This window comes from Psychrobacillus sp. 05T411 (assembly GCF_056396485.1).
In genome coordinates, this window is the sequence record NZ_JBFTLO010000008.1 from 204,747 (window position 1) to 223,786 (window position 19,040).

Annotated in this window: 17 protein-coding genes; 16 read left to right on the plus strand and 1 reads right to left on the minus strand. The window is 34.3% G+C overall.

Features of this window, described 5'->3' with window-relative positions:
• Positions 1–287: 287 nt before the first annotated feature.
• Positions 288–1,823 (plus strand): right-handed parallel beta-helix repeat-containing protein, encoded by a 1,536-nt coding sequence (locus tag AC1DFT_RS08845; RefSeq protein WP_477918818.1) that lies wholly within the window; start codon positions 288–290, stop codon positions 1,821–1,823.
• An 83-nt stretch (positions 1,824–1,906) separates the two neighbouring features.
• Here the strand turns inward: AC1DFT_RS08845 and AC1DFT_RS08850 are convergent, their stop codons facing one another.
• Positions 1,907–2,479 carry a transposase gene (locus AC1DFT_RS08850; protein WP_477918819.1) on the minus strand — a complete coding sequence of 191 codons (573 nt, stop codon included), beginning with the start codon at positions 2,477–2,479 and terminating at the stop codon, positions 1,907–1,909.
• A 331-nt stretch (positions 2,480–2,810) separates the two neighbouring features.
• On the opposite strand from AC1DFT_RS08850, the gene AC1DFT_RS08855 reads away from it, so the two are divergent.
• The 15 genes from AC1DFT_RS08855 to AC1DFT_RS08925 all read left to right on the plus strand — a co-directional run bounded on the left by AC1DFT_RS08855 (position 2,811) and on the right by AC1DFT_RS08925 (position 19,038).
• A complete protein-coding gene (locus tag AC1DFT_RS08855) occupies positions 2,811–4,064 on the plus strand; it encodes a hypothetical protein (protein WP_477918820.1) in 1,254 nt (417 codons plus the stop codon).
• Positions 4,065–4,243: 179 nt separating this feature from the next.
• Positions 4,244–4,939, plus strand: coding sequence for a hypothetical protein (locus AC1DFT_RS08860; protein ID WP_477918821.1), 696 nt, complete (start codon positions 4,244–4,246; stop codon positions 4,937–4,939).
• Positions 4,940–5,141: 202 nt separating this feature from the next.
• On the plus strand, positions 5,142–5,867 hold the full coding sequence (locus AC1DFT_RS08865; RefSeq protein WP_477918822.1) for a YveK family protein: 726 nt from the start codon (positions 5,142–5,144) through the stop codon (positions 5,865–5,867).
• 4 nt (positions 5,868–5,871) lie between these two features.
• The gene (locus tag AC1DFT_RS08870) at positions 5,872–6,582 is read left to right on the plus strand and encodes a CpsD/CapB family tyrosine-protein kinase (protein WP_477918823.1); all 711 of its coding nucleotides are present in this window, start codon (positions 5,872–5,874) and stop codon (positions 6,580–6,582) included.
• A 63-nt stretch (positions 6,583–6,645) separates the two neighbouring features.
• Complete coding sequence (locus AC1DFT_RS08875) at positions 6,646–7,413, plus strand: tyrosine-protein phosphatase (RefSeq protein WP_477918824.1); 768 nt, start codon at positions 6,646–6,648, stop codon at positions 7,411–7,413.
• 219 nt (positions 7,414–7,632) lie between these two features.
• Complete coding sequence (locus AC1DFT_RS08880) at positions 7,633–9,468, plus strand: polysaccharide biosynthesis protein (RefSeq protein ID WP_477918825.1); 1,836 nt, start codon at positions 7,633–7,635, stop codon at positions 9,466–9,468.
• 34 nt (positions 9,469–9,502) lie between these two features.
• Positions 9,503–10,807: a glucose-6-phosphate isomerase gene (locus tag AC1DFT_RS08885; protein ID WP_477918826.1), complete on the plus strand. Its 1,305-nt coding sequence runs from the start codon at positions 9,503–9,505 to the stop codon at positions 10,805–10,807.
• 22 nt (positions 10,808–10,829) lie between these two features.
• Complete coding sequence (gene galU, locus AC1DFT_RS08890) at positions 10,830–11,708, plus strand: UTP--glucose-1-phosphate uridylyltransferase GalU (RefSeq protein WP_477918827.1); 879 nt, start codon at positions 10,830–10,832, stop codon at positions 11,706–11,708.
• A 129-nt stretch (positions 11,709–11,837) separates the two neighbouring features.
• A complete protein-coding gene (locus AC1DFT_RS08895) occupies positions 11,838–12,467 on the plus strand; it encodes a sugar transferase (RefSeq protein WP_477918828.1) in 630 nt (209 codons plus the stop codon).
• Positions 12,464–13,321 (plus strand): NAD-dependent epimerase/dehydratase family protein, encoded by an 858-nt coding sequence (locus tag AC1DFT_RS08900; protein WP_477918829.1) that lies wholly within the window; start codon positions 12,464–12,466, stop codon positions 13,319–13,321. The genes AC1DFT_RS08895 and AC1DFT_RS08900 overlap by 4 nt, the downstream gene beginning before the upstream one ends.
• Positions 13,322–13,336: 15 nt before the next feature.
• Positions 13,337–14,548, plus strand: a complete 1,212-nt coding sequence (locus AC1DFT_RS08905; RefSeq protein WP_477918830.1) for a glycosyltransferase family 4 protein — start codon at positions 13,337–13,339, stop codon at positions 14,546–14,548.
• Positions 14,549–14,571: 23 nt separating this feature from the next.
• Positions 14,572–15,591, plus strand: coding sequence for a polysaccharide biosynthesis protein (locus AC1DFT_RS08910; RefSeq protein ID WP_477918831.1), 1,020 nt, complete (start codon positions 14,572–14,574; stop codon positions 15,589–15,591).
• Positions 15,591–16,700, plus strand: coding sequence for a capsular polysaccharide biosynthesis protein CapF (locus AC1DFT_RS08915; protein ID WP_477918832.1), 1,110 nt, complete (start codon positions 15,591–15,593; stop codon positions 16,698–16,700). The genes AC1DFT_RS08910 and AC1DFT_RS08915 overlap by 1 nt, the downstream gene beginning before the upstream one ends.
• 3 nt (positions 16,701–16,703) lie before the next feature.
• A complete protein-coding gene (gene wecB / locus AC1DFT_RS08920) occupies positions 16,704–17,828 on the plus strand; it encodes a non-hydrolyzing UDP-N-acetylglucosamine 2-epimerase (protein ID WP_477918833.1) in 1,125 nt (374 codons plus the stop codon).
• Position 17,829: 1 nt separating this feature from the next.
• Complete coding sequence (locus AC1DFT_RS08925) at positions 17,830–19,038, plus strand: glycosyltransferase (protein WP_477918834.1); 1,209 nt, start codon at positions 17,830–17,832, stop codon at positions 19,036–19,038.
• Positions 19,039–19,040 lie beyond the last annotated feature (2 nt).

Consider the following 19,040-nt stretch of genomic DNA (forward strand, 5'->3'; position numbering starts at 1 on the left):
TTCATGAAAATAGTGATTAACAATTTATACGAAAATCATTAGCCAAGGTCTAACTTTGGTTAATGATTTTTTGGTTTTTTCAATCTTTGAACCGTGATTTATCGCTAAAATATTAGAAAACTAATAAAAAAGAATGTGAGGTAAATACTAATATTGGATTTCCTTTTTAAACGTTTCAGGGTTACGCTATACTTTTAACATGTTAGCAAACATAATTTATTTTGGGGGCGGAAGACATAAGAATCGTAAGTAAGCACCAATGGGGTATCGGAATCATATCATTATTAATGAGTTATATATTCCTGTTCTATAATTTTAATGTAGAAAGTAGCTTAGCAGCCGACGATACACAGTCCATGCAAGTTTCTGGCTACATAGATATAAATAATTATGGTGCAGTTGGAGATGGAAAAACAGACGATACGGAAGCATTTCAGCAGGCGGCGCAACAAAAAGGAATTATTAGACTCGAGCCAGGTAAGACTTATTTAATCAAGAGTACGATTAAAATAGATTTAACCAATATCAAAGGGATTCAAGCAAATAACGCAAAKATTCTTTTAAGCGGAGACTTTGCTGCATTTCATTTAAAAGGAAACAAAACGAAAGGTGGTGCTGAACCTCTTTCCAATGTCGGTTTGGAACAAGAGTTTTCAGCAGTAATTGAACAACTTCATGTGTTCTCTAAAAATCATGAAGGGACCGCATTAATCTTAGATGGTACATTTGGAGTAAACATATCGAAGTCCCATTTTTACAATCTTAAAAAAGGCATTGAGGTTATTAACAGAAATAGAAATGTTATCATTACGGAAAATCATTTGTGGGATATAGCGGAGTATGGAATTCATTATAATAACGCAAATTTACATCAGAGTATCATTACAAATAACCATATTTCTTATGCCAAGATAGCACTATTTTTCGAAAACGGTGATGTTCATAACATTCAAATCAATAGTAATGATATTGAAGTTGGATACTCGAATAATAATAATACACAAAGTGCGATTCAAGTCGTATGTGACAAACCTGATACTCAGTTTTCTCAAGCGCAAATTGTGGGAAACACAATTGAAGATCATTTTTTAGCCAAAGAAGGTATTGTTCACTTCTATTCAAAAGTTTTTGATTCTTCCGCTATACATTTGGATCAAGCACCCTATATAGGCATGATTGAACTGGTGGGGAATGAATTTTCGGGTTCTTCCAAAGCATTAGTTTTAGATAATATTCATGATTTAACAGTAAACGGGAATACTTTCAAACTTATAAAAGAAGCATTAATTTCTATTTATACAGGAGCAGAAGGTATTAATATTTCTGGTAATACTTTTTCGGGTAGAATAGGCAAGAGTTACGGGGGGAAGGTATTAAAAGTTGAAGGAGGCAAAGCTGGAATTGATACAGTACTAAGATTTCTGAGTTTTAATAATAACACTTCATACAACTTATCAGATAACCCGATAAGCATAAAGAAAAAAGCGGGGGTCAAAGAGGATTTCCAAGTGTCTGAAATGAGTATTAGTAATAATATTTTCGGTTCCGCTTCTAGGACAGGTAATAAGAGCAATTTAACTGGCTACATGATTGACATAAATGTACCTTTTATAAGCGGGATTTCTATAAACTCTAATATTATTACCGGTGCGAGTATCAATGAAAATGGCTTAAGATTATCTGCTAATAAATACAATAACATAATTGTAAAAGACAATATCATTAGCGGGCTAATCGCAAGAAAAGGTTCTAAACCAATCATTTTCAGCTTACCAAAAAGTAATGGAAAATCGATTATTGTGAAAGATAATGTGCCGATGTGAATATCGTGCCAGTCACCCGTGCAATTTAGACACTATTCTGATAACAAAAATCCCACGATCGATTTTGATCGTGGGATTTCTAGCTAGTTTTGCTCAACAGGCAATTCAGTCTCGCAATATTTGCAATAATCTCCATCAGTTTGGTTATAAGAAGTTGGAAGTAACGAGGGAAGTATATCCAAATGCAGAAAAGGATAAGTAGTGGATTTCATAAACTTGTAAAAAGCGTAGGAACTGTTTTCATATAGCTCCATTTGAGAAACAATAGGTACCTTTGTTTCGATCGGATTTCGGTGGATATATCGACTTACAGCAAGAATGCTTTGTGGGCTAATTAGTGGTTCTGCAAAATAACGGCTATCATATAGAAAACCGCTAGTTTTGTACTTTTTCTTATAATACTCACTATACCGGCGATTGATAATACTCATTATTTTACCCAACGGCACTTCAGGAGACTGCAAAAGCAGATGATAGTGGTTCGTCATAATGCAATAAGCAAGTATCGAAAATGGATATTTATCATAAGCATAATGAAAAATACGAAACAATTCTCGTAAATACTCCCTACTCCGAAAAATATCCTGCCTATTATTTCCTCTCATCACCACATGATAATATATGTTCGGATGCCAGTGTCTACGTTTTCTACCCATCTTCAAATCTACTCATCATTCTCCACCCCAATAGAAATTATTATATGTACAGAATAAAAGAATATGAAAATAATGTAAATTGTACTAAACTCCAGACAATTTCATTTTGAAGCCATTTGAACTACCAAAACAAAATTTTTCTTCAAAAAATACAATTCGAGCCCAAAAAATATTTTAGTAGAATTATCTGAATTGTGCGAGTGACTGGCACCCTCTGCACCTTTTTCAATAAATTTGAAGTTGTATAGTTTCCAGTTAAATAGTATTATTAAATTGTTGAAATATATTGGTAATTAATCAACAAAATATCCCAATAATGAGGAGGAGAAAAATGAACAAACGTTTATTGAAGCAAACAGCAGCTGCAGTCTTGTTAACGTCATCAGTACTAGCGTTTTCACCTGTAGCACAGGGGGCAACATCGGTAGATCAATCATTTAACAAAGTGAAGGCAGAGTTGAGTAAAGCTACTACTCTATATGTCTACCCATCACTTGATGGTGATCTTGTTCCAAGTAGTTCACTTTACCCAGCTTTAAACAGCGCTAAGAAGAACTACAACGACTTGACAAAAGCAATTAAAGCGTCGAAACTTGCTGAAAAAGAAAAGCAAGCAAAACTGAAAGAACTTGAAGCACTGTACACAGAAAAAATTACAAAGGGTCTTGTTCCATATATTGATGCATATAACTATGCAACGAAATATCTAGATCCAATCATGAAAGAAATTAAAGAAGCAGAAGCGAAAAATGATTTAGCTGCGGTTGAAAAAGCGTATCATAAATTATCTGTGCAACTTAAGTCAAGAACTGCTATACTTTATCGTTTTTCTGGTAAGGCATCTCGTGACCTACTACTAGAAAAGTATAAATTACCAGCAGATGACAAACGAGAAGAACTTATGGTACCTGTTACTATTTATATGAAAGTAACAGAAGCTGCAAAATTAATGGCTGAAGGTAAGACAGAAGCAGCACAAAAAGTACTAGAAAGTATTCCAGCTTTAATCGAAAGACTTCCAAATCCAGATAAAAGCTCTTTCCTTAAAGAATTATTAAAACAAGTGGAGAAAGTAGTATCAGAAGTTAAACCAACTACTCCACCAGTAGTTACACCACCAGTATCAGGCGGTGGTGGTGGTGGTACATCACCATCAGGAAATGATATTCTAAATAGTAAACTTAATGCAAGCATTACTGCAGGAAATAGTGCAGCTAATGAAGCGGTATCTATTAACTTATCAAATAAAGTATTCACAGTAACTATTAATAAACCAGGAAGCACACTGGCTAACTTTAGTGATGCTGCAGCTCCAGCATTTACTGCATTTAATTCAACAGTTATCAAGACTGTATCTGCAACATTTTTAAAAGGTGGTACTGAATTAACTCTAACAGACCCTAATGGAACAAATACTTCAAATTTAGAAGATTTAATATCCAAAGGTCTTGGTTTAGTAGGGTTAACTGAAGATGCATCACTAAGTATTTTAGAAGGTAAAGATATTACTTTCAATGTTACAGGTACTATTGATGGCAAGGAATTCAGTGACTCATATAAATTCGAATTCAAAGCACAGAATTAATCAGTAATACCAAAAAAACCTTTTATGCCCCAAAAGGCATAAAAGGTTTTTTAACGCCTAAGAAACATCCAAAAATCTACATCATTCATTTCCACTCCCTACCATTTTCTTAATTTTCACTACTCATTCGACATGCTTCGTGCTAAACTTAAACTAAGTATGAGAAAAAGGAGAATAATATGAAAAAGAGAAAAAAACTTAAAATATTTTTGTTAACAGCTTTGATACTAATTATTGGAGCAGCAGGCTATTTACTATATGAATTCAAATTTAAAACATATGATGTGGCAGATGAAGCGGTAAAAGAAATTGTAGCGGATCCATATAAAGTGGCATTACCAGACGGCAGTACTATCCTAATAGATGAAAATGGGAAAGTTGTCGAAGAAAAGGGAACTGAAAAAAGTACCAATACGGTTACCACTAGTACAACATCTAATTCAGAAGTTTTAGCAGGAAAGACAGCCGGACCAGGTATAAATTCTACAAGTAAAAATGAAACCTCCACTTCCCAAGAAAAACCAACTGTTGCTTCGATAAAAGATAAATACAGACCTGCATTAGAAGGGCTAGAAGCGCAGGCAGATGCTAAAATAAATGCACTCATTGGGCGTGCAGTGGGTGAGTATAATGACAAAAAAGCAAATGGAGAAGGTATTGATTTCGGTTATTTTTACAATAAATATACGGCAGCTGCAGGTGATTTAGAAGCAAGCACAGATAACATTTTTTACGCAGTACTAGCTGCTGTCGAAAAGGATCTTGCTGCAAATGGATATGATAAATCATATGCACAAAGTTTCAAAGAAGAATATGAAGCATCCAAAAAAGCGCGACGCGACGGTATACTAAAAAAGGCGCTTGGTAATCGTTAACTCACCAAAAAGTCCAATATGCACAATTCTAAAGAACATGGTCCTAGTGGTTTTAGTTTGAGTTATTTGAAAAGCATTTCAAATTAAATGGTTCTATTATACTTCTCTATGGTAGAATAATATAGATAAAGACCGAAATTGGTATCATATGCTATAATATGTCGAAAATAGTAGAATTGAATTTAAAGGAGTTATAGATTTAATGGAAGAAACAATAAGCCTCCAAGATCTGTTTAAAACGCTGAAAAAAAGATTACTATTAATCATACTGACAACCATACTCGCAATCACTGCTAGTGGGGTAGTTAGCTTTCTTTTCTTAACACCCATTTATCAGTCCTCTACACAAATTTTAGTCAATCAAGAAAAAGCAGATATTAGTACTTTTAACTCACAAGACATACAAACAAACTTGCAACTTATTAATACATACAATGTAATCATTAAGAGTCCTGCTATTTTAAGTAAAGTAATCGAACAGTTAGATCTGAACACCACACCATCTGCACTAACCAATCAAATTACTGTGAAAAACGAACAAAACTCACAAGTAGTGAATATTACCGTGCAAGATGCCAATCCAAATATTGCGGTGGATATTGCAAACACTACAGCATCTGTCTTCCAAAAAGAGATAAAAAATTTGATGAAGGTAGACAATGTAAGTATACTTACTCCCGCATTAGTCGGAGAAGACCCATCACCAGTAAAACCGGATCCTATGCTTAATATGGCAATCGCGGCAGTAATTGGCCTAATGCTCGGAGTAGGTATCGCTTTTCTATTAGAGTATTTAGATACAACCGTGAAAAATGAACAAGACGTGGAAGAACTATTAAATCTTCCTATCCTAGGTTTAATCAGCCCAATAACGGATAAAGAAATACTAGATACAAAAGTACAAGTGACCAAAAGAAGAAAGAGGTAATAATATGGCAAGAAAAAAAAATAAAAAACATATTATTCAAAATGCTGCACGTAAACTTGTGACTAGTGTAAATACAAAGTCTATTGTCTCGGAGCAATTCCGAACGCTACGAACCAACATTAACTTTTCGATGCCAGACAAAGAATTGAAAACATTCCTTATTACTTCTTCTTCTCCCGGAGAAGGAAAGTCGACCGTGGCTGCCAATACAGCAGTTGTATTTGCGCAACAAGGAAAACGTGTCCTCTTAGTGGATTCAGATATGCGTAAACCAACCGTTCACTATACGTTTCATCTGACTAATACCTTAGGGTTATCCAATCTTCTAACAAGACAGGCTACTGTAGCGGAAGTAGTAAAAGCGGGCGAGATTGAAAACCTCCATATCATTACATGTGGTCCAATACCTCCTAACCCTGCTGAATTACTAAGTTCCCAAACGATGAACAAAGTAATAGAGGAAATGAAGGAAAGCTACGACGTAATCATTTTTGATGCACCACCACTACTCTCGGTGACAGATGCTCAAATACTTTCCAATAAATGTGAAGGTACAATATTAATTTTAAGTGCGGGAGAAACAGAAAAAGAAGGAATACTTAGAGCAAAAGAAGCGCTCGTTTCCTCTAAAGCCAATATTATTGGAGTAGTAATGAATAACTTCCAGCTACAAAAGGACCATTATTACTATCAATATTATGGAAACGCTGAATGAATAGGTAATTATACCTAATCATTCTTTTTTTTGATTAGACTATAGGAAAAAGGGGTAATAATTATGATTGATATACATGCGCATATTCTACCGGGAGTAGATGATGGGGCCCAAACTTTAACAGATTCGATGGAACTACTGGAACAAGCAGTAAAGGAGGGGATTACGGATATTATAGCTACTCCACATGCCTTTAATCCTCATTATGATGTATCCCGAACTGTAGTTTTAGAAAAAATGGAACTATTAAATGCAGAAATAAAAAAACAAAATCTACCGATCAACATCCATTCAGGACAAGAAATAAGAGTACAAGATTTTACGATAGAAAAGTTAGCGTCCAAAGAAGCACTTACCCTAGCAGACTCGAAATATGTATTGATAGAGTTACCAACTGCCAATATACCAGCTTACACGGTTCAAATCATACAAGGTATTTTAAATTTAGATAAAGTGCCCATAATTGCGCACCCCGAAAGAAATAGAGCAATCGCGGAAAAACCAAGTAGACTTTTGAAACTGATAAACCACGGGGCACTTGCTCAAATTACTGCAGGTAGCTTAGCGGGTCATTTTGGTAGAAATATTCAAAAACTATCACTTCAAATGGTAGATGCTAATTTAGTGCATACATATGGTTCCGACGTTCATCATGCGAAAACACGTCCTTTTCTATTTGACGCAGGACTACGTTATTTGGAAAAGCATAAAAGACTCGATGCTGTCGACATTTTGCTTGAAAACAATGCAAGAATTTTAGAAAACATTGAAGTGCTAATTTTAGAGCCAAAAGAACTAGAAAAATCTAAGTGGTGGAGAATATTCGCGTAATTTGACCGAAATTAATACATTTAACTGATAATTATCGAATCAAGGAAAGTATTTGGGATTAAGATAGGAGTGAATGATGTGAATGTCAGTTCTTTTTAACTATTAAATTAGTGTATCCGAATAATGTTCTAAATAAAAATAACCAATCTATTCCCAAAATGCTATAATAATTAATGGAAACAAATATACAAAAATGTGTGAAGAATGGGGGAGTGCTGGATGTCATTAAGGAAAAGAATGTCGATGTTAACAGTTGTCGATTCTTGTATCGTATTATTTTCAATTTATATTGGATATTTTTTGTTRCATCCCATAGACAATCCTTTTACTGATACTTTTTTGTTGATAAGTTCACTTACAATATTTTTAGCACACCATGGTTTTGCTATGTATTATGGACTTTATCGAAAGGTATGGGAGTATGCATCAGTAAGAGAGTTAGTTTCGATTTTTAAAGCAGTATCATTATCCATCATAGCAGTAGCAATTATTCAATTTGTCGTAAAAGGGGATATCCTGTTTCGCGCATTATCCATTACATGGATGTTACATATTTTACTAATCGGAGGATCTAGACTTTCATGGAGGATCTTCCGAGACACATATATATCAGGTGAAAAATTTAACAATAAAAGAAAACGCACGCTTATAATAGGAGCGGGAGCCGCAGGTACAATGATTGCAAGGCAATTATTACGCAATAGCGAAGCCGAATTACAGCCAATCGCCTTTTTAGATGATGATTCTACTAAAAAAGGATTAGAAATTTTCAATATCCGAGTATTAGGTGGAACAGATATCATTGCAGATGCAGTAAAAGATCTAGACATCGAACTAATCATCATTGCCATGCCATCACTCGACAAACAAACGAGTGCCATGCTCATGCAAAAATGTCTAGACACCGGCATACATACACAAACTATGCCACTTATAGAAGATTTACTAACTGGTAAAGTTTCAATCAATGAAATAAGAGACGTAAAAATAGAAGATTTACTTGGCCGCGACGAAGTAGAACTAGATTTAGAATCTATTTCTACAAAGCTAACAAACAAAAAGATACTCATAACTGGAGCGGGCGGCTCCATAGGTTCTGAGATTTGTCGTCAAGTAGCAAGATTCGACCCAAAACAACTAATCTTACTCGGCCACGGCGAGAATTCTATCTATACTATAGACATGGAACTACGCCAAAAGGTTTCACAAGACACAGAAATAATTCCAATAATCGCGGATATTCAAGACCGTAACCGCATTTTCGACATCGTATCCGAATTCAAACCGGATGTAATTTATCACGCTGCTGCCCATAAACATGTTCCACTAATGGAATACAACCCAATGGAAGCAGTCAAAAATAATATCTTCGGCACAAAGAACGTTGCAGAAGCCGCAGATATGTTCGGAGTAGGATACTTCGTCATGATTTCAACAGACAAAGCAGTCAACCCACCGAACATCATGGGTGCAACCAAACGATTTGCTGAAATGGTAGTTCAGAATCTTGCAAAAGAAAGTAAAACAAAATTCGCAGCCGTACGATTTGGAAATGTGCTGGGTTCTCGTGGAAGTGTAGTCCCACTATTTAAAAAACAAATAGCAGCAGGCGGACCAGTAACTGTAACCGATCCAGAAATGACCCGCTATTTCATGACCATCCCAGAAGCGTCACGACTCGTCATTCAAGCTGGAACCCTAGCTAACGGAGGTGAAGTATTCGTCCTAGACATGGGAGAACCAGTGAAAATTGTGGATCTAGCTAAAAACCTTATTAAACTATCAGGATTTAGTGAGCAAGAGATTGGTATCGCTTATGCAGGTATTCGACCGGGTGAGAAGTTGTATGAAGAATTGTTGAATGAAGATGAGATTCAAAGTGGCTATGTGTTTCCGAAGATCCATATTGGAAAGGCAACACCAATTACTAATCAGGAACTCGTTTATTTAATAGAGAAGATTCCTACGCTTACAATCGATGAATTAAAAGAGACATTAATAGGGTTAGCGAACCGAAAAAATGTGGATGTAGAATCGAACGTATTTAGTATGTAAACAATGACTACATTTGAAAAGAATGGAGAATAGAATGAGTACATTAAAATTACAAACCAAATATCTGGAGAATTACATCCAACAGGAAGAGTTGTTTCTATTAAATGAGTCTGTAAAAACAATTCACGAAGAAATGCATAATAAAAGCTTAAAAGGAAACGAGTTTTTAGGGTGGTTAGATTATCCGCTAGAAAACCACGAATCTGCAATAGAAGAGATGTTGGAAATTGCTAAAGAAGTGCGAAATAATGCAAAAGTATTTGTAGTCATTGGAATTGGCGGATCCTATTTAGGGTCAAAAGCAATTCAAGACGCACTAAGCCCATACTTCCGAGTGGATGATACGTTCCCAGAAGTAATTTATGCTGGTCAAAGTTTGAGCGGTCGCTATATGAATCAATTACTGCAATATCTCCAATTTAAAGATGTGTATATAAATGTTATTTCCAAATCAGGTACAACTACTGAACCTGCAATTGCCTTTCGTATTTTAAGAAAACATATGGAAGAAAAGTACGGAGAAAAAGCAAATGAACGAATCATTGTCACTACTGATAGTGAAAAAGGGGCCTTACGCGAATTAGCGAATGAAAAAGGCTATCGCTCATTTATCATCGAAGAGACAATCGGTGGCCGTTATTCCGTCTTTACTCCAGCCGGATTATTACCACTTTCGGTGCAAGGATATGATATTCAAGCGTTAATGTGTGGAGCCAAGAAAGCAACGATTGATTTACAAATAAGCGATGTTTTTACAAACCAAGCTTATCAATACGCAGCAACGCGTCAACTATTGCTTTCAAAAGGATATGAAGTAGAAGTACTCGCTTCATTTGAACCAGCATTAAAAAAACTTCACGAGTGGTGGAAGCAATTATTTGGAGAAAGTGAAGGGAAAGGGCATGATGGGATATTCCCAGCGGCAGTCTCCTTTTCAACAGATCTTCACTCAATCGGACAATATATTCAAGACGGCAAACGTTTTTTATTTGAAACATTGCTACATTTTCACGAAGTTGAGGAAGATTGTGAAGTTCCATATGATAGTCAAAACAAAGATCAGTTGAACTATTTAAGCGATAAAACACTAAACACCATTAATGATATTGCAACACTAGGCATAGCAATGGCTCATGTTGAGGGCAGTGTTCCTGTCATTAGTATCGAAGTTGGAAGATTGGACGAGTACCATCTAGGTTATGTAATGTACTTTTTTATGAAAGCCTGCGCAATGAGTGCTTATTTACAAGGGGTTAATCCTTTTGACCAGCCGGGTGTAGAAGCATATAAGCAGAAGATGTTTGAATTATTTGGGAAGAATATTGAACTAGCAAAATAATTAGGGCTATAGGTGATGATATATGAAAAAAGTGAGAAAAGCTATTATTTCAGCAGCAGGCTTAGGAACTCGCTTCCTTCCAGCGACAAAAGCAATGCCTAAAGAAATGTTGCCGATCGTTGATAGACCTACCATTGAATATATTGTGGAAGAAGCAATCGCATCCGGAATAGAAGATATTATTATTGTTACGGGCAAAGGAAAACGTGCGATTGAAGACCATTTTGATAGAAATTTAGAGTTGGAAGAAAATTTAATGGGAAAAGGAAAGTTTGACTTATTAGAAAAAGTAAATCAATCCTCTAAAGTTGAAATCCACTACATACGACAAAAAGAACCTAAAGGATTAGGACATGCCGTATGGTGTGCACGTAATTTTATTGGTGACGAACCATTTGCTGTATTACTAGGTGACGATATCGTACAAGCTGAAAAACCATGTTTGAAACAATTGATTGAACAATATGATGAAACTGGATCATCCGTGATTGGTGTTCAAACAGTTGCGAATGAAAATACACATCGATATGGAATTATTGATCCAAGTTCAAAAGAAGGTAGACGTTATCAAGTGAGTAATTTTGGAGAAAAACCTGCACAAGGTACAGCACCTTCTAACTTAGCCATTATGGGGCGATATATTTTGACTCCGGAAATTTTTGAGTTTTTGGAGAAGCAAGAAACTGGGGCCGGTGGAGAGATTCAGTTGACGGATGCGATTCAACATCTTAATCAAGAGCAGGATGTATATGCTTATGATTTTGAAGGTAAGAGATACGATGTAGGGGAGAAGTTGGGGTTTATACAGACTACGATTGAGATGGCGCTTCAGGATGATGGGTTGCGGGATGAGTTGTTGGTTTATTTAGATGAGTTGATGACTGGACGGTTGGTGATGTAGAGAATATAGGGACGAAGCCATTTGGGTGGGCTTTTTGTTTTTTTTAGAGGGTTAGTAGTTGGTTTGATAAGTGATTTGTAAATCGAATTAAGTACTAAGCAACTAAAGAAACCAAGGAGTGTAATAAAGATGTATATGAACATTAAAAGATTGATAGATATTATTCTTTCATTATTTGGTCTAATTATTCTATCACCAGTATTCTTAATTTTAATTATAGCTATCAAATTGGAATCCAGAGGTCCAGTGCTTTTTAAACAAACAAGAATTGGCATCTATAAAACGCATTTTAATATATTAAAGTTTCGTACTATGAGAATAGATACGCCAAAGGATACTCCTACACATTTACTAACTAACCCGGAGCAGTACATAACAAAAATGGGTAAGTTTTTAAGAAAAACTAGTTTAGATGAGTTGCCTCAAATATGGAATATCTTTGTTGGACAGATGAGTATTATCGGACCAAGACCAGCTCTTTGGAATCAGTACGATTTAATAGAAGAAAGAGATAAATATGATGCGAATGATGTACCGCCGGGATTAACAGGATGGGCTCAGATTAATGGACGGGATGAGTTGCCTATTGAGATTAAGGCTAAGTTGGATGGGGAGTATGTTGAGAAAATAAGTTTTTGGATGGATGTTAAATGCTTCTTTGGGACAATTGTTAGTGTTGTTAAGAGTGATGGTGTTATTGAAGGCGGGACTGGAGTTAAGAAGGAAGTTGCAGGCACTAAGGAGAGTATTTCAAAATGAAAAAAATACTAATAACAGGAGCAAACAGTTATGTGGGAACAAGCCTAAAGAAATGGTTGGGAAATTCTAAAGATAGATATTCAATAGATTCAACTAGTTTAAGGACCGATACATGGAAGGAAGAAGACTTTTCTGCATATGATGTTGTATTTCATGTAGCGGGAATAGCCCATGTTTCAACAGATCCTCATATGGAGGAAATGTATTATAAAGTGAATCGCGACCTTACAATAGAGGTTGCCGAAAAAGCAAAGGCAGAAGGCGTAAAGCAGTTTATTTTCATGAGCAGTATAATTGTATATGGAGATAGTAGCAGTGAAAAGAGTGTTATTGATAAAAATACCATACCAACGCCGAGTAACTTTTATGGTAATAGTAAACTTCAGGCAGAAAAAGGTATTAAACCTTTAGAAAGTGCCAATTTTAAAGTAGTGATTATTAGACCGCCAATGATTTATGGAAAGGGGTCTAAGGGAAATTATCCAAAGTTGGCAAAAGTGGCGAAAAAGTTTCCAATCTTTCCAGATATTGATAATCAACGTAGTATGTTACATATCGACAACTTATGCGAATTCATCAAACTTATGATAGATAATAAAGAAGCAGGACTTTTCTTTCCACAAAATAAAGAGTACACAAAAACAAGCGAGATGGTACGGTTAATAGGTGAGGCACACGCAAAGAAGGTTAGGCTTACAAGGGTATTTAACCTATTTATTAAACCGTGCATAGGAAGACTCGAAGTACTGAATAAATTGTTTGGAAACTTGGTGTTTGACAAAGAAATGAGTAATTATAAGCAAAATTACCGAGTTTATAGTTTAGAAGAGTCAATTATAGAAACAGAACGGTAAGGAGCTTATTAATTAATGCAAAAGCACATTTTAGTAATTGCACAATATTTCTACCCAGAAGAATTTCGAATAAATGACATATGCATGGAATGGGTTAAAAAAGGATATAAAGTTACTGTTATTACAGGCATACCGAATTATCCCCAAGGAAAATATTTTGATGGATACGGATTGTTTAAGAAAAGAAAAGAATTATATAACGGTGTTGAAATTATTAGGATTCCATTGATACCAAGAGGAAATAATTCAATAATGCTTGCCTTAAATTATTTATCTTTTGTTATATCAGGTTTCCTTTGGAAAGTATTCACGAAAATAAAAGCTGACTATGTCTTTATCTTTGAAGTATCACCAATGACACAAGCTTTACCAGGTGTTTGGTATTCAATAAAGGAAAAAATACCTTGTTATTTATATGTGCAAGATTTATGGCCGGAAAATGTAGAAATTGTAACAGGTGTAAAGAATAAATATGTGATAGGTTCAATTGGTAAGATGGTAGATTATATATATAGGAATTGCAATAGAATATTTACAACTTCTGAGAGTTTTGTGGAGGCTATTGTTAATCGAGGAATAGAAAAATCAAAAGTAGAATATTGGCCACAGTATGCTGAAAGTTTTTATAGACCAGTAAAAGGTGAAAAATGTTTAGATATACCAAATGATGATCGATTTAACATTATATTTACCGGTAATATTGGTAACGCTCAAGGTTTAGATGTATTACCCAAGGTAGCCAAAATATTAAAGGGTAAAGGACTAGAAAACCAGATTCGTTTTAATATTGTAGGCGATGGTCGGTATAAGGAATCACTTGTTGATAACATTAAAAATATGAATTTAATGACTATGTTTAACTTCATTAATCGACAGCCCGCGGAAAAAATTCCTGTTTTTATGAGTCATAGCGATGCGGCATTCCTAAGCTTTGCGGACAATGATTTATTTAATATGACTATACCAGCAAAACTTCAGTCGTACTTAGCTTGTGGTAAACCTATTTTAGCGTCTGCAGGTGGAGAAACTCAAAAAATAATTGCTGTTTCCGAATCAGGGTTTTGTTCAAAAACCGGTGACGAGGAAGAGTTGTCAATCTCTATTATTAAATTAATGAACCTTAACGAAGAGGATAGAAAAAAAATGGGGGAAAGAGCCCGTCTATTTTATGAACAGAATTTTGACAAAACAATTTTGTTGAACAAAATGGACCAATACTTTCAATAAAATAGTTGGAGGATTATGCAATCATGTTTACAAATAAAATTTTATTAATTACAGGTGGCACTGGCTCTTTCGGGAATGCAGTGATGGAGCGTTTTTTACATACGGACATTAAAGAAATACGTATTTTTTCTCGAGATGAGAAGAAACAAGACGATATGCGTAAACTTTATAATAATGAAAAATTGAAATTTTATATTGGAGATGTCAGAGATATAGCGAGTGTAAAATATGCTATGAATGAAGTCGACTATGTATTTCACGCTGCGGCGTTAAAACAGGTACCATCATGTGAATTTTTTCCGATGGAAGCAGTTAAAACTAATGTGATTGGAACGGAAAATGTATTAAATGCATCGATTGAGTATGGAGTGAGAAAGGTAATTTGCCTCTCTACTGATAAAGCTGCTTATCCAATTAATGCAATGGGTATTTCGAAAGCAATGATGGAAAAAGTTTTTGTTGCAAAAGCAAAAACTGTCTCACCTGAAAAAACATTAATCTGTGGAACAAGATATGGAAATGTTATGGCTTCTCGAGGATCAGTTATCCCACTTTTTGTGGAGCAATTGAAAGCTGGAAAACCACTGACAGTAACTGATCCAGAAATGACTCGTTTTTTAATGAGTCTAGAAGAAGCTGTTGAACTTGTAGTATTTGCATTTCAAAATGCGAATGCTGGCGATATTATGGTACAAAAATCACCAGCATCTACAATAGCAGATTTGGCACAAGCTGTTAAAGAATTATTTAATGCTGACAATGAAATCAAGATTATAGGAACAAGACATGGTGAAAAACTTTTTGAGACATTATTAACTAGAGAAGAAAATTTAGTCGCAGACGATTTGGAAGGATTTTATAGAGTCCCGGCAGATAATCGAGATTTAAATTATAATAAATATTTTGAAGATGGAGATAAAAAACTTTCATCGGAAGAAGAATATAATTCACATAATACTTATCTTCTAACAATTGAACAGATAAAAGATAAATTACTCAATTTACCTTATATTCAAGAAGAATTGAAAGGATGGAATAACTAATGAAAATTCTTGTAACAGGTGCTTCTGGATTTATTGGGAAAAACTTAGTTGCTGAGTTGAAAAATAAAGGCTATGAAGACTTATTTTTAATTACAAGAGAAAATTCATCGGAAGACTTGGAAGAGTATACAAAAGAATGTGAATTTGTATTTCATTTAGCTGGTATTAACCGACCAGAAAATGAAAAAGAATTTATGGAAGGTAATTTTGGATTTACTTCTAAATTGCTGGAACTGTTAAAAACAAATGGAAATAAAGCACCAGTGCTTATTACTTCATCTACTCAAGCAGAGAAGGATAACCCTTATGGTAAAAGTAAAAAAGCTGGTGAGGATTTATTATTTAATTATCAGAAAGAAACTGATGCAAAAGTGCTTGTTTATAGATTACCTAATGTATTTGGTAAGTGGAGTAAACCTAACTATAATACTGTAGTAGCTACCTACTGTCATAATATCGCTAGAGCGTTAGATATTCAAATTAATAATCCAGATGCAGAACTTAATTTATGCTATATAGATGATGTATTGGAAGAATTCACTAGATCTTTAGATGGAAATCCAACTTTTCAAGATAATTACTGTATTGTACCTGTAACTCATAATATTAAACTTGGAGAATTGGCTGAGCTAATAAAATACTTCAAAGAAAGCAGAACAAATTTAAGTATTGCTAATATGGAAGATGAGTTAACCAAGAAACTATATAGTACATATTTAAGCTTTTTACCGGAAGAACAATTTTCTTATGATTTGAAGATGAATATTGATCAACGAGGATCATTTACTGAATTTATTAGAACTCCTGAAAGAGGTCAAGTTTCAGTCAATATATCAAAACCAGGTATTACAAAGGGGAATCATTGGCATCATACAAAAAATGAAAAATTCTTAGTTGTTAGTGGTGAAGGTTTAATTCGGTTTAGAAAATTAGAATCTGACGAAATTATTGAGTATAAAGTAAGTGGAGAAAAGTTACAGGTTGTAGATATACCTACCGGATATACTCACTCCATTGTAAATGTAGGAGAAAGTGATCTTGTAACAGTAATGTGGGTAAATGAATGTTTTGATCCAGAAAAACCAGACACGTATTACTTGGAGGTATAATTGATGAAGAAATTAAAAGTAATGACAGTTGTAGGTACCAGACCTGAGATTATAAGACTATCTGCTGTGATAAATAAATTGGAAGAATCAAATGCAATTGAACATATATTAGTTCATACGGGTCAGAACTATGATTATGAATTAAATGAAGTGTTTTTTAAAGATTTTAATTTAAGAAAACCCGATTACTTTTTGAATGCAGCAACTGGAACAGCAATTGAAACAGTAGGAAATATTCTTATTAAGATTGATCCTATCTTAGAAGAAGTACTGCCGGAGGCATTTTTAGTATTAGGAGATACAAATAGTTGTTTATGTGCTATAGCAGCAAAAAGAAGACATATTCCGATTTTTCATATGGAAGCGGGAAATAGATGTTTTGATCAAAGAGTGCCAGAAGAAACAAACAGAAAAATCGTCGATCATACAGCTGATATTAATTTAACTTATAGTGATATTGCAAGAGAATATTTATTAAGAGAAGGCTTGCCAGCAGATAGAATAATAAAGACGGGAAGTCCTATGTATGAAGTATTAAACTCAAGAATAGATGATATTGAAAAATCGGATGTGTTAAATAGATTAGGACTTGAAGAGGATAAATATTTTGTGGCGTCTGCACATAGGGAAGAAAATATTAATTCTGAAACCAATTTTTTGAATATAGTTGAGAGTTTAAATGCGATTGCAGAAAAATATGGGATGCCTATTATTATAAGTACGCATCCTAGAACTCAAAATATGATCAATGCAAAAGGGATTGAGTTTAATCCATTGGTAAAAACATTGAAACCTTTAGGATTTAATGATTACGTTAAGCTTCAGATAAAAGCTAAAGCAGTACTTAGTGATAGTGGTACTATAAATGAAGAGTCTTCTATTCTTGGGTTTAGAGCACTTAATATTAGACAAACTCATGAACGGCCAGAGGCGATGGAAGAAGCATCGGTTATGATGGTCGGCTTAGGAAAAGAAAGAATATTACAAGGGCTTGAGATATTAGAGTCTCAAGATAAAAATACCTTGAGATATGTTGCAGATTATAGTATGCCGAATGTGTCTGAGAAAGTATTGAGGATAATACTTTCTTATACCGATTATATAAATAGGGTTGTGTGGGGGAAATAAAGTGAGGGTTTTACAAATTAACTCTGTTTGTGGTGTTGGTAGTACTGGACGAATTGCAACCGATATACATGCAATTTTGACTGAAAATGATCATGAAAGTAATATTGCATTTGGAAGAGGTAATCCTTTGTATTGTGACAAGACAATACGGATAAGCAATAAGCTTGATAATTACCTACATGTTGCTAAAACAAGATTCTTAGACCAGCATGGTTTTGGCTCAAGAAAAGCTACTAAGGAGTTTATTAGTACGGTAAAAGAGCTTGATCCTGATGTTATACATTTGCATAACATTCATGGTTATTATATAAATGTTGAATTATTATTTGAATACTTGAAGGAATCCAATAAACCTGTTATCTGGACTTTACATGATTGCTGGCCATTTACCGGGCACTGTACTAATTTTGAATATGTAGGGTGTGATTGCTGGAAAATTGGCGGAAGTCATAAGTGTATTCAAAAGCGAAATTATCCTTCCAGCTTGTTAATAAATAACTCAAGGAATAATTTTGAGAGAAAGAAAAGGGCATTTACAGAGGTAAGGAACTTGACATTAGTTACTCCATCTAACTGGCTAGCTATATTGGCGAGGCAATCCTTTTTGAGTGAATATCCAATAAAGATAATTAATAATGGTATTGATTTAGAGATATTTAAACCTACCCAAAGCGAATTTAGAGAAAAGTATAACATTAAAAATAAGTTTATTATTTTAGGAATTGCAAACGTTTGGGGAGAAAGGAAAGGTTATAATTATTTTATTGATTTATCAAAGAAACTAGATAAAGATGAAGTAATTGTTTTAGTAGGATTAGGCGAAAAACAGCTAAAAAAAATACCACCCAATATAATAGGTATAACTAGAACAAATAATATTCAGGAATTAGCTGAGATTTATTCAACAGCTGATGTTTTTGTTAATCCCACTTTAGAAGATAATTTTCCAACAACTAATATTGAGTCTTTAGCTTGTGGAGTGCCAGTTATTACGTTTAATACAGGTGGAAGTGTTGAAATTATTGATGAAAAATGTGGTTATATTGTTGAAAAAGGTAATTTAGTTGATTTGCTTGAAAAGATTAGATTAGTAAAGGATAAAGGAAAGACGAATTATTTTAATAGCTGTTTAGAACGCACAAAGCGATTATATAATAAAAATGACAGATTTAGAGATTATATAAATTTATACAATAGGGTAGCTGATTAATT